This window comes from Saprospiraceae bacterium (genome assembly GCA_016710235.1).
Classification (GTDB): Bacteria; Bacteroidota; Bacteroidia; order Chitinophagales; family Saprospiraceae; genus Vicinibacter.
This window is the reverse complement of the sequence record JADJLG010000001.1, coordinates 2,465,339-2,480,898: the sequence shown is the minus strand read 5'-3', so window position 1 is coordinate 2,480,898 and position 15,560 is coordinate 2,465,339. Positions and strand designations below refer to the sequence as shown.

Sequence of the window (15,560 nt, the reverse complement as noted above, 5' to 3'; positions counted from 1 at the left end):
TAGGAGTTTAATCGACACCCTTAGCTCTTGGTCTAAGAATGAAATCAGGAAGGAATTCTTTGGGCAAAAACTTGTTATATCTACAACAATGGCTTACTTTCGCTTGAAAATAAAGTTCTATGCTTGAAGCAATGTACGATTTTAATCCGTCAGAAATTGATGCCAATAGCCTGAAGGTTTTAAGTGACAGTATAGCGCGGCTTTCGAGCAATCAATTTGACTATATCAAATACAGACAAGCCATCCATAGTCTGAAACAAATGGCTATGGATGAAACTGTGGCCATTCAGTCAACGCTCACTACTGCCAAAACCATGGGTGTGAGTAAACAAGATATTTTTCAATCTGCAAAGAATTTCTCAGAATTGCTTCAAAAAGAAGAATTGAAATTTGATGATGCCTTACAAAATCAATTTGCTCAAAAAGTGACGGCAAAACAAGAAATGCTGGAAAACTTGGAAGCATTAAAAGTAAATCTGGCAAACCAAATCAAAGAATTAGAGCAGAAAATTGCGAATACAGGTGAAGAATCAAATCGCCTCGTTGCCGAGATTAAGTCAAACGAAGAAAAAATACAAAATAAAAAAGCAGAATTTAAAAGAACGATAGAAACTATCCGGGAAAAAATTCAATCAGACTTTCAAACTTTACAACAATAATTTTTTAAAATATGGCTACAATAAATCAAGGACCAAGTGGGATGGAAAAACCAAAAGGTTTTTGGAACAGACCAGAAGGTATTACCGGGACTGTTGTCCTTGGGGGATTGATACTAGGAGCTGGGGCTCTTTTCTACAAGTTTCTTCCACAAATTATAGCTTTAGCATCAAACACGCTTTATCTGGCAGGAATGCTACTTGTATTAGGTGCGATAATCTACATGGTTCTCGATCCTCGTATGAGAACGCTTATAGGCTACATGTACAAAAGCATGATGCGATGGATCACAGGATTGTTTGTCACTATAGATCCCATTGGTATTTTGAAAAATTATATTGAAAGTCTTGAAGATAATCTTGCCAAAATGAGCGAGCAAATCGGAGTGTTAAAAGGGCAGATTCGAAAATTAACAACAAATGTGCAAGAGAACAGCAGAGAAATAGAAACTCAGCTCAGAATGGCACAGGTAGCGAGAAATCAAGGACAAGAACCACAAATGGTATTGGCTACCCGTAAAGCTGCAAGATTGCAAGAAACGAATGAAAAATACAATCACTTGCTTTCAAAAATGGACATTTTAAGTAAAGTTTTGACTAAAATGTACCAAAATTCAGAAATCTTGCTTGAAGATACCAAAGATCAAGTCAAATTAAAGCAAGAAGAAAGAAAAGCAATACGTGCCTCACATAGCGCCATGAAATCAGCGATGAATGTAATCACAGGTAACGCAGATCAAAGAATGATGTTTGACCAAGCGCTCGAGCACATCGCTGATGATGTAGCAAATAAAGTAGGCGAAATGGAAAGATTTATGGAATTGTCTGAAAATTTCATGAATTCGGTAGATCTCCAAAACGGCGTATTCGAAGAAGAGGGTTTGAAAATGCTCCAAGAGTACGAAGAAAAATCAAAACTTCTACTCATGGGTACCGGAGAAAAAATGAAATTGGATGCTCCTATACCTCAACGCGAAACTCTGCAACAAGGCAGTGGAAATAATTATGATGGATTGTTCAATCAATAATTGACTTTTCGGACGTTCTGTATTGGATGTCATACAGACAATAGTGCTTAGGCACTCATTTTATTTATCAGACTTAAATTCAAACACAGAAAATGATCAAAACATTGTCTAGCAAATTATTTATATTGAGTCAGATAAGTAAATTCATTTGTATATTTCTATTGTTTGTTGTCACCGCTTTCCATTTAACGTCCCAGGAGCTCAAATATTTAGACATCAAAGTAATCCAAGGTGGAAAAATCTTGGCATTTGCAGGAGCAGGTGGGATTAATAATGCCCAAGTTAGTGAAGGAGATATCAATCAAGATGGAATATTGGATTTGGTAATTTTTGATAGGACGGGAAATGTAATCACACCTTTTATTTATAATCCGACATCAAAAATATACGAGTATGCTCAATCCTACAAACAATATTTTCCTGCTGTACAAGATTGGCTCATCATGAAGGATTTTGATAGTGATGGTATTCCTGATTTGTTTGCTAGTTCATTCAACACTCAAATCGTACCCGGAATTGAAGTTTACAAAGGGAGATATGAAAATGGCCACATTGCATTTTCTATTTTTCAAACCTTTGGTACTAGGAATATTTTGTATTTTCCAATTGGAAGTGGAATCAGTCAAATTCCTGTAGACTATTCTGATGTGCCTGCGTTTGACGATATCGATCATGACGGAGATATGGATATCCTTACGTTTGAACCTGGAAGTAATCAAGTTACATGGTTTCAGAATGTGGTCAAAGAACGCGGATTCAAAAAAGACACTCTCGCATTTATTTATAGGGAAAGATGTTATGGCGGCTTTGTTGAAAGTGGACTTAATTCCGATATCAAATTGAGTAACAGCAAAGACAGCTGTGCTTCAGGATTCCATTCCAACAACAATAAGAGACACGCCGGCTCAACGATTCTCAGCATAGACCTGGATGACGACTATGATCAAGATATGATCGTTGGAGATCTTTCTTCAGACAAAATAATTGCCCTGTACAATGGCGGCAGTTCACAAGACGCATGGATGAACAGGATGGATTCACACTGGAATTCTGAAGATAAAACATTCAGTATGAAATTATTTCCTGCTGCATTTGCAGCTGATATCGATCATGATGGGAACAGGGATATATTGATAAGCCCAAATATTGGATCTGGTGACAATATCAATAACTTATGGTACTATAGGAAAATAATTGGAATCCTCGGTCCACATTATCAGTATATTCAAAACAACCTATTTGCTGATGAAATGGTAGATTGGGGATTTGGAACTCATCCGGTATTTGTCGATTACAATCAAGATGGTTTACAAGATATCATTGTTGGAACTGAAGGAATACTAACAGGTGGTTCACAACTAAAAGCAGGCTTGATTTTGTATGAAAATACGGGCACAATCCTCAATCCCGAATACACACTAAAAGATGAGGATTATCTAGGATTTAATTCGCTGAGTGAGTTAAACCAGCTCAACTACTTTGCACCAAGTTTTGGAGATATTGATGGAGATGGGGATTTGGATATGTTGGTGGGAACGAATGAAGGTTCTTTAATTTTTTGTAAGAATAATGCAGGCCCAGGAAATGTATTTTCTTTTGCTAAACCGATTTTTGACTTCCAAAATATATCTCTTGCTTCATATATTAGCCCGCAACTCATTGATCTAAATCGCGATGGACTCCTTGATATTGTTATCGGAACCAGAGTCAATAACAATCAGAATGGCAATGCCTGTGGTAGTTTTTTCTATTTTAAAAACACAGGAACTAAAATATCGCCAAAATTTGATCCTGCAGGCACCACAAATTGCCTGGGAATGGCCCTACTTGACAGTTATGGTAGTCGAGTCCATGCTTGCCCATTTGTGGTAGATTTCAACAATTCCTTTGCTTTATTTGCAGGCAACATATTTGGAAATATATATTTGTTTTCAGAAATTGAAAACAATTTGGATGGTAAATTCAAACTGGTAAGCTCCGATTTTGGGAAGTTGAGAGAAGGAGAAAATGCCCACATTTCAATTGCCGATATCGATAATGATCATATATTGGAAATGGTAGTTGGTAATAGAAGAGGCGGAATCAGTTTTTATAAAACCCACTATAGGACAGATGGAACTATAGTCAGTACGAAAGAAATTCCTCAGGTCAATGTCCCTCAAATCACACCCAATCCTGTCCAGAATGTTTTGCATATATATCACAATTACTCAGATAATATTAATTGGAAAATTTATAATCTGCTAGGCCTTCCCGTTCTTCAAAACGGAGCAAATAACACCGCTGATGAAATTAATGTTTCGTCACTGCCTTCAGGTAGTTATTTCATCCAAATCAATCAAAATAATCAAGTTTCTACTTATCAGTTTGTAAAAAACTGAGCTATATTTTTTCACAAATCCGAAAAAACTAATGTCCCGACTCTGAGCATACTACTGCCCTCCTCTAATGCAATTTTGTAATCGGAAGACATACCTATAGATAACTCTACAAATTGCTCATCCGGAAAGATGTGAAATCGCTTCACTTCTTCAAAAATACTTTTTAATGATTTGAATTCACTCCTGATGATCTTTGCATCTTCAGTAAATGTAGCCATACCCATCAGACCACAAATCCGACTATTGTGAAATTTCTTGTAGTCAGCTGATTCTAAGAATGCAAATAATTCTTCTTTACTAAATCCAAATTTCGTTTGTTCTAATGCAATTTTAACTTCCAATAATACATCTATAGATCTGTCAACCTTTGATGCTTGTCCATCGATGACTTTAAGTAAGTCTACAGAATCTACCGATTGTATTGAATGGATGAATGTGACGATTGATTTGACCTTGTTAGTTTGAAGGTGACCAATCAAATGCCAACGGATATCTCCAGGCAAAGCTGCTTTTCGTTCAAGCAAATCTTGCACACGATTCTCTGCGAAATCCCTGCATCCTAAATCGTATAAACTTTTGATCTTGTCAATATCTTGCGATTTCGAAACAACAATTAATTGAGCACTATACTTCTTGGCTTCAGTTAATACTTCTTGGTACTTTTTCATCTAACTCTTCGCGATTTGGATCATCTTAATTGGATACTCGGGCGATTCATCGAAATCATTCATTGCATTGATCAATTTGAAGGATTCGTACAGATGAATATCCTCAATACGGATGCATGCAGTTTTAATTAGTCCACTTTGTAATAAAAATGTTCGCATGGTTCCATCTAATAAAAAAGTTTCCGGCGTATACCATTCTGTCGATTTTTTAAGGATAATATTATACTTCAGACAGTCAGTAATATAGCCATTCCTGACTACCAGAACTTCACAATCACGTGGTAAGTTATAATTTAACTCATTTAACTTACTTCTGTCCACATATTTACATTTGTAATCCAAATTTGAATTCTTAACAATTACTTGATTTAGTATCACAGGTTTATAAGACTCTATGTCAATGTGATACGATTCAGGACCATACATTACTTTAACGCGAATCTTTGATTTGCTATTGATTTTGATACAAGATAATTTTAAGTTCACATTCCAGGTCATTTCAATACCATGGTGAAATAAAATTGAGCGCTTCATTCGATCTATGTGTAAATCGATATTCCTCAATTTTCCATCGATAAGAGCTATTGTTTCAAAATATAGGAACATAAATTTTATTTTTATACTCCGTATACTCGTCTTCCAAAATGGATTGAGCAGTTATCCCTCCTCCTGCACAATAGTATTGGGAACCATCAGGATCAATACCTATAAATCGAATCATCACAGCACTATCGATTGAATTCCCATCAAAATATCCAAAAACACCGGTATAGAAACCCCGATCATATCCCTCGACATCATCAATGATTTGACATGTCATTTTTTTAGGAGCGCCACATATTGATCCTGCAGGCAACAGTTTATCGAAAATAAATCCGGGCTGTTGCAAAAATTCTTTTCGTAAGTGCCCTTCAATTTCTGAGCTCATTTGCCACAAAGATCCAAATCTGGTTTTTATTTTTTCAATGTATTTTAGCCGCCGCAAACGGACGCCTTCAGCAACAATACTGAGATCATTCCTTAATAAATCGACAACTGTATTGTGTTCTGCATTCTCTTTTTTACTCATTAAAAGTCCACTTCCATCTCTGTCAATATCGGCGTCTGTAGTACCTTTCATAGGATTTGTAGAGATCATACCATTCTCTATTCTAACAAATCTCTCCGGAGAAAATAACACAAACTGACCTGGCACTAAAAGTTTATACCTGGAGCTGCTCAAATGAAATATTTGTTCCAAAGAAAGATTAATTGCAATAGGAGTTTTCAAGGTTAAATTAAGCAAATAACTATTACCCAATTTCAGGTGATCCACCACCCTTTCAAATTTAGATTGATAAGTTTGAAAACTAAGAAACTCTTTTTGAAACACTAATTTCTCATCAAGATTAGAATGCAGAGTAAATGCCTTTACATTGTGATCATGATTGATCTCAGCTTTGATCTTTGCATTCAATCCAAATGGCGAGGTCGTTGTAAATATACCCAATGTCTTACTATAGTTTATCGCAAATAAAAACGGTGTTTTACTTACGTAACACCGGTTTATATTGTTTATGACATCTGCATATGGTCTGTATAATTCTGACATTGGAACAGAACAATTATCTTTAAGCCGGAAAGTTATATGGAATTCATGAAAAGAGCAAGAATTCGGGTCTGTGTCATCGATAATGAAGATTCATTCACCTATAACTTGGTGCAATTACTTGAAGCCCAGAATGCAAGTGTAATGATCGTTTCAGGAAAATATACTGACACTAATCTAGAAGGTATGCCTGATAAAATAATCTTCTCCCCTGGACCAGGTAAGCCACAAGATTTCCCATTAATGGAAAAAATTTTGATTACATGTATTCCAACTCACGATATTCTGGGCATCTGTCTGGGTCATCAAGCCATAGCACAACACTTTGGCTTGAAATTGGAAAGAAAATTGGAGGTAGCTCATGGCATCCAGGAAAAGATTGAAATCTCCCCTAAGCTTAACCCAAAGAGCATTTTGTTCGGCATAAGCGAACCGATTGAAGTTGGGCTATATCATAGCTGGTATGTTGATCGAAAAATGAGCAACAACATTTTAGAGATCAGCTGTCAAACAAGCAGCGGGATGATCATGGGTTTGATCCACCCAACGCGAAAAATAGAAGGCCTGCAATTTCATCCTGAATCATTTCTCACACCGCTGGGACATACTATGATCAGCAGATGGCTATCTGAGTGAAATATTGAACTAACATAGTGTTTAGTTAAGAAGTCTTATACGTTAATTACCCACAAACAATAATAATTCTGACTGCTAGAAGAAGTTGGGAGCATAAAACCAAAACGTAGATTCTTTCTTCTAAAAGCCGGTGTTAAAACTGCAACATGAATAAAAGTAAAATATTCTGAATATTTATTGACAGAATTGACAATAATATCTTTGGAAACAAGGTATATTAGGGATTCATTAAATGTGCAATAAAGTTTCATTTAAGGCAGTACAAGAGTTTTGGAATCAATTTTTCTTTCAAAAAAACTTAAAAGTTGATCTGCCTGATGAAGCCAATTCTCGGAGCTTAAGCCTCTGGATTCAAAGATTAGTAGTCTACAAACTAAAAGCTGGTATTCAAATAATTCTCAATAAATAAATTCAAGGAGTTTATATTAGTTTCAGACTATAATACGAGTCCCAAAACAGGCCCTTTGATAAACGAAAATAAATTAAGGTCAAATCAGCAATACCCAATGCGCAAAGACAAAAAAATAAACTTTAAAAGCTTTTAATTCATCTCTCTATGGGATAATATCTGCAAGCCATAACCTTCCAAACCGACTAATTTTTTGGGATGATTGGTGATGAGATGCATTTTTTGCACACCAAGTTCCCGAAGAATTTGTGCACCTATCCCAATATCTCTCAGATCCGCATGTGAAGCTGTGGCCTGGTCTAAATGTTTATCTGCGATTTTTGTCAATGGATGTACATTCTTCTCAGGATTCTGAATAATGAGAAGAAGACCGCCTCCTTCTCCTTGCAATTTATGTAGCAGTTTGAACAATGAGGATTGCCTGGATCTTCCCAGATAATCTATCAATTCACTCATGGCATCACAATACTGTACACGGATCAAATCTTCAGAAGGATTTGACTTTTTGCCGCACCGGATAGCAACATGATAGATACCATTATCCAGTTGTTTAAAAACGATAAAATGCAGAGGTCCGAATTCTGAGTCGGTATGCCATTCTTGATCGATGGTAACCAGCTTCTCCTTTTTTAATCTATATTCCACTAAATCCCGAATCGTTATCATTTTAAGATTCCAGGCTACAGCTTTTTCAACCAGATCTTGCATCCTTGCCATACTGCCATCGTCGTTCAATATCTCTACCAAAGCACCCGCAGGGCGTAAACCAGCCAATCTGGACAGGTCGACTGTAGCTTCGGTATGTCCTGTCCGCCGCAATACGCCTCCAGGTTTTGCCCTCAGAGGAAATATATGGCCTGGCCTGGCAAAATCTCCCGCATTAAATTCAGGTAAGGCCAAAGCTTGAATCGTCAAGGCTCGATCATATGTTGAAATTCCTGTGCTGCAACCATGCCCCATGAGGTCAACAGAAACGGTAAATGCCGTTTCGTGTAATGCAGTATTGTTACTCACCATTAAAGGTAATTGAAGATCTTCTGCTCTCCTGTCTTCTATCGGAGTGCATATCAATCCTCGCCCGTGAGTAGCCATAAAATTCACTACATCCGGGGTAATTGTTTCTGCAGCACAAATGAGATCACCCTCATTTTCTCGGTCTTCGTCATCTACCACAATAATTAACTTACCATTGCGGATATCTGAAATTGCGGATTCAATATTGCTGATCATTATAAATCGTTCATTCGTTTTGGAGGTTCCCAAGAACTTTTGCGAATCCCCCGACTGAAGTTAATAAACCCTGAAAATAATGCAATGTTCATCATTACAAAATAGCGAATATGCCTCAACATTGGGATTCGTATTTTTAAACTAAAAAGGAAATAATCTAGAAGGGGAAAAAACAAAAAAAGAATCAATAAACTGATAAAGGGCCAACGAAAAAACCATAATCCCATCATGCACAGCACAAAGGAACTTGCCAACATACCGATTATGAAAAAAGGACCCATCCACCTCAATACTTTATGCGAAACATAACAATACCACCTACTTAAAGGACCACTCCATAAGAAATGTAAAAACGCTATTAAATTTTGAAAATTGCCAGAGCTGATTCTTTTCTTTCGTTTAAACTCTTCTTTCATTTCATCAGGTATCCCCTCGAAACACACCGCTTTATTGTCATAAATCGCTTTGCCACCTTGTTCCAAAACCCTCATGGTAATATAAAAATCATCCACTACTAATTGTGGAGGAACTTTACATGCAAAATTGGAACGCACAGCAAAACACCCACCAAATACTCCCATCATACATCCCCATATTTCGCCCTCCATAAATTTAATATCTGCTTCCCGTCCCAAATAAAATTTTTCGGAATGCGAAATTCCACCTTGTAATTGACTTACAGGAACAATGCGCGCATCGGCTAACGCAATCTCCTTAGAATTAAAATTCTGAATGAGAGTTTGTATCGTTTCCTCACCTAAAAACACACTGGCATCGGTAAACACATAAATTATATCAGGATCGGGCTTATAGTCTTTGAGAATTTCATCCAACAAATCATTGAGTACACTTGATTTTCCCCTTCGTTCTGAATATTCGAAGAATTTAAAACGAGGATATTGAGATGCCCATTGTCTCATTATCGCATTTGTACCATCTGAAGAAGCGTCTGACCCAATGTATATACTCAATTTTTCTGCGGGGTAATGGCTGTTAATTATTGATTTTATCTTTTTTTCAATGACTTTTTCTTCATTGTAAACACTCATGATGATACAAACCTGCGGAAATTGGGGCTCAATTTCTTTGGGAGCCGATTTACTTTGAAAAAATTTGTAAATCAGTTTTAAGCTGACAGGAAAAAAAATATAACTGTGGAGAATTAAGAACAGAGAAACAAAAAAAATAATACACAAGATAATCATTTCCTCAATGCAAGTTGCACTATGAATGATAAGCGTGAAGTGCTTGCTTGTAAGCCTCCACAATTTGAGATGCCATAGTTGACCTGTCAAATTTTTGTCTTACAAAATTTTCTGCAGCTAGGCTGATTTGAGAGGCAATGTCTTCATTCAAAATACATTTTTCAATTGCCTTTACAAATTCATCTGCGGTATTGGCCAGAAGCACATGTTTGCCATGCTGGGCTGGAATACCTTCTAAGCCAACACTTGTAGTGATCACGACGCGTCCTAATGCCATACCTTCCAAAATTTTAATCCGGATACCGCTACCGGCCAGCAATGGCACAACCATGATCGGATGGTCATTGATAAATTTCTTAGCATCCTCTACATCACCCACATACTTCACCGATGTACTTGAAATATGTGACATGGATTCAGGTGCATTCCTACCCGCGATATAAAATTTTAATTCAGGAAATTTCTGTTGAACTTTTGGCCAGGCTTCTCTCAAAAACCAAGACAAGCCTTCCACATTCGGCATCCAATCTAAGGATCCAATGAATGCAATGCTTTTAGGCTTTTTGATGTCCTTGCGTTCAGCTTTGTATTCCGGAAAGTGGAATCCCACCGGTGCAGCTATGCATCCATTTTTATAACCCATACTTTTGAATTGGAGAAGATCTCTTTCCGTTATCGCCACTAAAAAATCATATTGATTTAACTTTTCCAGTTCGAAATTTTTCAGTTTTTTACTGAGATAATCCAAATAAAAGCGCTTAGGCAAAAATTTGATCTGGCCCGCAATTCTTTCCCAAATTTCATGCTCTATATTATGTGCTCGCATCACTATGAGTGCATCAGAATGTGCTTTGATATCTTCCAAGTACGGAGCTAAATACAATGTTTCCAACTGGATAACGTCGTAATGATTATTCTTGAGTAAATCAATCAATTTTAATCTGAATGCCTCAGAGACAAATCTGGAGATATGATAAGATTCTTGAGAAAATAAATTTAAAAATGCATCTTTCAGCCTGATTTGATTGTCTACATCTACACTTGTCACTTCATGATAATGTGCAAGCTCTGCCGGCAACACATTGCCAATATTGGTTTTGTGGCGAAATGTATTCATTGCCAGAAGATCCATTTGACAACCCTGATCGACCAGAGCCCTACTCATCTCTACCACAGCAATAGCTTCACCATCTTTGAGCGGGAAAGGATACTTTTTGCAGAGTTGTAAAATATTCATTGTACCAAATTCATTTCATTTAGGGAAGAGCTTATTATTTGAGTGCCTAAAATTAAGGCAACTTTCACATTTAGAACGAATACTTGCTTTATTTTGCATACATTATGTATAATATATTCAAGTATTTTTTCGATCTACTCACCAAATAGCTATGGCAATTGTAATACCAAAGCTGAAAAGATCGATCAGATATGAAATGACTCACTATATAATCAACTAACTATCAATGATTTATTGTTCAGATATTGTCAAAAAATTTCAAAATACAAGCGTTCTCAAGGGGGTAAGTCTGTCCATTGACAAGGGTCAACTAGTCAGTATAGTGGGATCCTCAGGTGCGGGAAAAAGTACACTGCTCCATATTTTGGGAACACTGGACGATGCAGACAGTGGTCAGGTAATTTTGAATGGCGTCGAGACAAGAAAATTGAAAAAGAAACAAATTGCAGCTTTTCGCAATCAAAACATTGGGTTTATCTTTCAATTTCATCACTTACTGCCAGAATTCACAGCATTGGAAAATGCCTGTATGCCAGCTTATATTGCAGGAAAATCAATCTCTGAAGCCACAAAAATGGCATTACCCATACTAGAAAGCTTAGGGGTCAGCCATAGGTTAGACCACAAACCAGCACAACTGTCAGGTGGTGAACAACAAAGGGTTGCTGTTGCCAGAGCGCTTATCAATAGACCCAAAATTATATTTGCTGACGAACCCACCGGTAACTTAGACAAAGAAAATGCTGACGAGGTTTTTAAGATGTTGCTTAGCCTAAGATCAGAATTCGATATTACGATGGTGATTGTGACGCATGATCCTCAGCTGGCATCACAAACTGATAAAACCTATATTATGCAGAACGGATTAATTATTGACGTTCAGTCTTCCGACTGATTCATTTTCTTACTTTGATGCTGAATAGATTCAATATGTATTGCCTCAATCAGACTTGAAACGAATTCGTCTGAAAGGCCTAATTCCTTCCCTGTTGCCAATAAACTAGTTAAAATTTCCTCCCAACGGTTTGCTTGTAAAATAGATATTGCAGACTCTTTTTTGATGATACCGATTTGTTCGGCTATTTTCATGCGTTCTGCCACTAGCTTCATGAGACTTTGATCGATATTATCAATTTTAGCCCTTAACGAGATAATAGCGTCCAAATCACCTCTGGCAGTAATATCCGGTCCGCGCTGGATCAAGCGATCCCAGACATTTTGTTTAAAAAAATCAGCGGTGACCTGCTGGTCTGCATCACTGAGCGCCTCACTTGGATGAGGATGGATCTCAGCCATTATTCCTGAATAGTTCAGATCCAGAGCAATTTGGGCGATTTCAAGTAAATGCCTGCTGCTACCACTGATATGACTTACATCCACAAGCATCTGAAGCTCAGGTAACTGACGTTTTAGCTCAAGAGCTATTTGCCACCTTGGCACATTCCGGAATATGGAGTTCCCGTAAAATGAAAAACCTCTGTGTATAGCAGCAAGGCGCTTGATTCCTACTTTTTCCAAGCGTTCCAGTGCTCCCATCCATAAAAAAATGTCTGGATTGATCGGATTCTTCACCATCACAGGGATTTTTGTCCCTTTTAAGGCATCTGCAATTTCCTGCACATAAAATGGATTAACTGTAGTCCTTGCTCCTATCCACAACACATCTACCCCATGTTTTAGACAAGCTTCTACATGTGCTGAATTGGCAACTTCCGTACAGAATTTGATCCCATACTTTTGCTTGAGTAATGTCATCCACTCGAGGGCTGGTTCTCCCATGCCTTGAAAATGACCTGGTCTCGTGCGAGGTTTCCACACACCAGCTCTGATCAAATCCGGTTGTAATTCCCCCAGACTGACTATGGTATCTTCTAACTGACGAGGAGATTCTGCGCTACATGGCCCAAGGATTAGTTTGATAGCTTTGTTTCCACTTTCTATAACCGGTGCAAGCATCATATTTGATTTCTAAGCCTGCAAAGGTAAACCAAGTACCCAACTTTGACATTTAACTCAAAAGCGAATTATTGATCATGATCAAAATCAAAATTATTCTAATAACCTGCACCTCACTTATTTTCAACATACTCTTTGGCCAACCAAGTCCCCAAATTCACTCCGGAGAAATCTACCAGGGAATACGAAAACTCAATGAACTTGGATCAGTACTTTACATTGCTGCCCATCCTGATGATGAAAATACACGGTTGATCACCTGTTTGTCAAAGGAATATAATATCAGGACAGCTTACTTGTCATTGACAAGAGGAGACGGTGGCCAAAATTTAATCGGGCCGGAGTTGGATGAATTTTTAGGTGTAATCAGGACAAATGAACTTGTGGAAGCGCGTAAAATTGATGGCGGCAGCCAGTACTTTACGAGTGCAGTTGATTTCGGCTATTCAAAAAACGCAGAAGAAACTTTTAAAAAATGGGACAGAGAAAAATTATTGATTGAAATAGTTAAACTCATCAGAACATTCAAGCCAACTGCAATCATCACTAGATTTGATCATCGTACAAGTGGCAAAACACATGGCCACCATACTGCCTCAGCTATCCTCGCATTGGAAGCATTTACAAAAGCTTCTGACCCAAATTTTGCACCAACGGAACTCGCTCAATTTAAGCCATGGGTAGTTGAAGGTATATACTACAATACATCATGGTGGGCTTGGGGTTCAAAAGAAAAATTTGACCAGGCTGACAAAAGCAATTACTATCAGATTGATGTCGGCCACTACTTAGCTTTCGAAGGAAAATCAGCTACGGAAATAGCTGCAAAGAGCAGAAGTATGCATAAATCCCAGGGATTTGGCATCAACTCTGTACGAGGCAGCCAAATTGAATATTTAGAGAGACTTGATAAAGCAAAAAATAAAAGTACTTCTAATCTCATTGATGAAATCAGCTTGAATTGGAACAGTACCGGTATATCATCCACCCTCACTTCTGTAATTGATTCTTGTTTGATGCATTTTGACTATTTGAGACCTGAACTATCCATTCCAACTTTACAAAAAATAGAAGAAGAACTTTCTCTTTTGCCAGAATCCGCCTTAAGGAATATAAAGTTGGAAGAGACTAAAGAATTGATCAGACAATGTGCAGGTATTTATTTCAGTGCTCACACTACTAAACAAACAATCACAACCGGAGATTCTTTGCAAGTTCAGTGTGAGGTAGTCAATCGATCCCGCACACCAATTACACTTCAATTTCTGCAATTTATGGAAGATGGAGTTGAAATACCGGTGGATAAGCTGCTCACCAATAATGAAGTATTCAATCTAATTTCCTCCTACAAACTTTCAGAGCAATCATCAATTACAAGTCCATTCTGGTTATTGAAGCAAAAAGTAAATTCACATTTCAAAATTGAAGCAAAACAAAATGTTTCTAAACCACTGACTGATCGAAATTTAAACATCATCTTTAGTTATAAAATTTTTAATCACACATACGAATACAAATCTCCAGTCTATTATAAAAATGACGATCCGGTTTTGGGTGAGGTAAGTCAACCATTGGATATTTTACCCCAAATTACCTCAGTCTCAGGCGACCAACTTATTTTGATGAAACCAGAAAGTGAGGCAAATTATACGATAACTTTAATCAATCATTCAGGTGATTTTTCTGGTAACATTGAATTCATATGTCCTGAAGATATTGAGGTCCTCCCACAAAAATTGCATGTTCAATTTGAATCCTCGCCTCAAACAAAAATTTTTGATATTAAAATTAAAAATCGCACAAAGAACCAATCGATTTCTGAAATAAATATGATGTTGGATCAAAAACAACTCTACACCCACACCACCATTGAATATCCACATCTTGATATCCAAAATGTGCTTACTCCTTCTAAAATTAAAGTGAGCATTGCTTCATATCACGCAGATAAAAAACGGATAGCGTATATTAAAGGAGCCGGAGATTACACTTTAGAAGCAATAAAAAAATTGGGATACGATGCCCACGAAATCACAATCAATCAGATCAACAATGATCTCAAAAAAAAATTCGATGTACTAATATTTGGCATTAGAGCTTTAAACACAAACAAAGAGATCATCAATAAATATGATTTACTGGAAAAATTCATGAATGAGGGTGGAAAGCTTGTATTCCAATATAACACTACCGCTGAACTGCCACCAGGGAAATTCAGTCCTTTCGACATGCAAATCAGCAGAGACCGCGTTACTGAGGAGGATTCTAAAGTAATTATTACTAACCCAAATCATCCTTTGTTGTCGCATCCCAACAAAATCACTGAATCTGATTTCGAACTGTGGGTTCAAGAAAGAGGACTTTATTTTCCCAGTAAGATTGATCCTAAATTCATGACTGTACTCAGCATGTCAGATTCAGGAGAAAATCAATTAACCAACGCCATCATCACAGCAAATGTTGGAAAGGGAAAATACGTTTACACAGGGTTGTCTTTCTTCAGGCAATTAGCAGCAGGAGTGCCAGGAGCTTATCGTTTGTTTAACAATATAATCTCTTATTAATT

The 15,560-nt window shown here is 37.2% G+C and carries 13 protein-coding genes; 6 read left to right on the top strand and 7 right to left on the bottom strand.

The features are described from left to right. The first annotated feature begins 119 nt into the window (after positions 1-119). The 3 genes from IPI99_09965 to IPI99_09955 all read left to right on the top strand — a co-directional run bounded on the left by IPI99_09965 (position 120) and on the right by IPI99_09955 (position 4,065). Positions 120-659 (top strand): hypothetical protein, encoded by a 540-nt coding sequence (locus tag IPI99_09965; GenBank protein ID MBK7340841.1) that lies wholly within the window; start codon positions 120-122, stop codon positions 657-659. A gap of 41 nt (positions 660-700) precedes the next feature. Beyond that, entirely contained in the window at positions 701-1,684 is a 984-nt protein-coding gene (locus IPI99_09960; protein ID MBK7340840.1) for a hypothetical protein, read from the top strand. 92 nt (positions 1,685-1,776) lie between these two features. After that, on the top strand, positions 1,777-4,065 hold the full coding sequence (locus IPI99_09955; protein MBK7340839.1) for a T9SS type A sorting domain-containing protein: 2,289 nt from the start codon (positions 1,777-1,779) through the stop codon (positions 4,063-4,065). 11 nt (positions 4,066-4,076) lie between these two features. Here the strand turns inward: IPI99_09955 and IPI99_09950 are convergent, their stop codons facing one another. From IPI99_09950 to IPI99_09940, 3 genes are read right to left on the bottom strand one after another with little or no spacing between them, the layout of a single operon-like run. Next, positions 4,077-4,733 carry a YggS family pyridoxal phosphate-dependent enzyme gene (locus tag IPI99_09950; protein MBK7340838.1) on the bottom strand — a complete coding sequence of 219 codons (657 nt, stop codon included), beginning with the start codon at positions 4,731-4,733 and terminating at the stop codon, positions 4,077-4,079. Next, the gene (locus IPI99_09945; GenBank protein ID MBK7340837.1) at positions 4,734-5,339 is read right to left on the bottom strand and encodes an aminotransferase class IV; all 606 of its coding nucleotides are present in this window, start codon (positions 5,337-5,339) and stop codon (positions 4,734-4,736) included. After that, positions 5,323-6,324: an aminodeoxychorismate synthase component I gene (locus tag IPI99_09940; GenBank protein MBK7340836.1), complete on the bottom strand. Its 1,002-nt coding sequence runs from the start codon at positions 6,322-6,324 to the stop codon at positions 5,323-5,325. Before IPI99_09940 ends, IPI99_09945 begins: the two co-directional genes overlap by 17 nt. A gap of 45 nt (positions 6,325-6,369) precedes the next feature. Between IPI99_09940 and IPI99_09935 the strand changes: the two genes are divergently transcribed. Next, positions 6,370-6,957, top strand: a complete 588-nt coding sequence (locus IPI99_09935; GenBank protein MBK7340835.1) for an aminodeoxychorismate/anthranilate synthase component II — start codon at positions 6,370-6,372, stop codon at positions 6,955-6,957. A 541-nt stretch (positions 6,958-7,498) separates the two neighbouring features. Here the strand turns inward: IPI99_09935 and ribB are convergent. The 3 genes from ribB to IPI99_09920 form a co-directional block, all read right to left on the bottom strand. Further along, on the bottom strand, positions 7,499-8,596 hold the full coding sequence (ribB, locus tag IPI99_09930) for a 3,4-dihydroxy-2-butanone-4-phosphate synthase (GenBank protein ID MBK7340834.1): 1,098 nt from the start codon (positions 8,594-8,596) through the stop codon (positions 7,499-7,501). Further along, a complete protein-coding gene (locus IPI99_09925; protein MBK7340833.1) occupies positions 8,596-9,645 on the bottom strand; it encodes a glycosyltransferase in 1,050 nt (349 codons plus the stop codon). The genes ribB and IPI99_09925 overlap by 1 nt, the downstream gene beginning before the upstream one ends. Positions 9,646-9,820: 175 nt before the next feature. Beyond that, positions 9,821-11,038, bottom strand: a complete 1,218-nt coding sequence (locus tag IPI99_09920) for a glycosyltransferase (GenBank protein ID MBK7340832.1) — start codon at positions 11,036-11,038, stop codon at positions 9,821-9,823. 226 nt (positions 11,039-11,264) lie between these two features. On the opposite strand from IPI99_09920, the gene IPI99_09915 reads away from it, so the two are divergent. Beyond that, a complete protein-coding gene (locus IPI99_09915; protein MBK7340831.1) occupies positions 11,265-11,933 on the top strand; it encodes an ABC transporter ATP-binding protein in 669 nt (222 codons plus the stop codon). Here IPI99_09915 and IPI99_09910 read toward each other — a convergent pair. After that, entirely contained in the window at positions 11,918-12,997 is a 1,080-nt protein-coding gene (locus IPI99_09910; protein ID MBK7340830.1) for a bifunctional 3-deoxy-7-phosphoheptulonate synthase/chorismate mutase type II, read from the bottom strand. The two genes, IPI99_09915 and IPI99_09910, sit on opposite strands and share 16 nt — an antisense overlap. Positions 12,998-13,071: 74 nt before the next feature. On the opposite strand from IPI99_09910, the gene IPI99_09905 reads away from it, so the two are divergent. Beyond that, positions 13,072-15,558: a PIG-L family deacetylase gene (locus IPI99_09905; GenBank protein MBK7340829.1), complete on the top strand. Its 2,487-nt coding sequence runs from the start codon at positions 13,072-13,074 to the stop codon at positions 15,556-15,558. Positions 15,559-15,560: the final 2 nt, after the last annotated feature.

Excerpts from the sequence above, each read along its gene's own strand:
- IPI99_09925 (MBK7340833.1), bottom strand. The coding sequence starts at position 9,645 with ATGAGTGTTTACAATGAAGAAAAAGTCATTGAAAAAAAGATAAAATCA.
- IPI99_09950 (MBK7340838.1), bottom strand. The coding sequence starts at position 4,733 with ATGAAAAAGTACCAAGAAGTATTAACTGAAGCCAAGAAGTATAGTGCT.
- IPI99_09955 (MBK7340839.1), top strand. The coding sequence starts at position 1,777 with ATGATCAAAACATTGTCTAGCAAATTATTTATATTGAGTCAGATAAGT.
- IPI99_09915 (MBK7340831.1), top strand. The coding sequence starts at position 11,265 with ATGATTTATTGTTCAGATATTGTCAAAAAATTTCAAAATACAAGCGTT.
- IPI99_09910 (MBK7340830.1), bottom strand. The coding sequence starts at position 12,997 with ATGATGCTTGCACCGGTTATAGAAAGTGGAAACAAAGCTATCAAACTA.
- ribB (MBK7340834.1), bottom strand. The coding sequence starts at position 8,596 with ATGATCAGCAATATTGAATCCGCAATTTCAGATATCCGCAATGGTAAG.
- IPI99_09920 (MBK7340832.1), bottom strand. The coding sequence starts at position 11,038 with ATGAATATTTTACAACTCTGCAAAAAGTATCCTTTCCCGCTCAAAGAT.
- IPI99_09960 (MBK7340840.1), top strand. The coding sequence starts at position 701 with ATGGAAAAACCAAAAGGTTTTTGGAACAGACCAGAAGGTATTACCGGG.
- IPI99_09945 (MBK7340837.1), bottom strand. The coding sequence starts at position 5,339 with ATGTTCCTATATTTTGAAACAATAGCTCTTATCGATGGAAAATTGAGG.
- IPI99_09940 (MBK7340836.1), bottom strand. The coding sequence starts at position 6,324 with ATGTCAGAATTATACAGACCATATGCAGATGTCATAAACAATATAAAC.
- IPI99_09965 (MBK7340841.1), top strand. The coding sequence starts at position 120 with ATGCTTGAAGCAATGTACGATTTTAATCCGTCAGAAATTGATGCCAAT.
- IPI99_09905 (MBK7340829.1), top strand. The coding sequence starts at position 13,072 with ATGATCAAAATCAAAATTATTCTAATAACCTGCACCTCACTTATTTTC.
- IPI99_09935 (MBK7340835.1), top strand. The coding sequence starts at position 6,370 with ATGAAAAGAGCAAGAATTCGGGTCTGTGTCATCGATAATGAAGATTCA.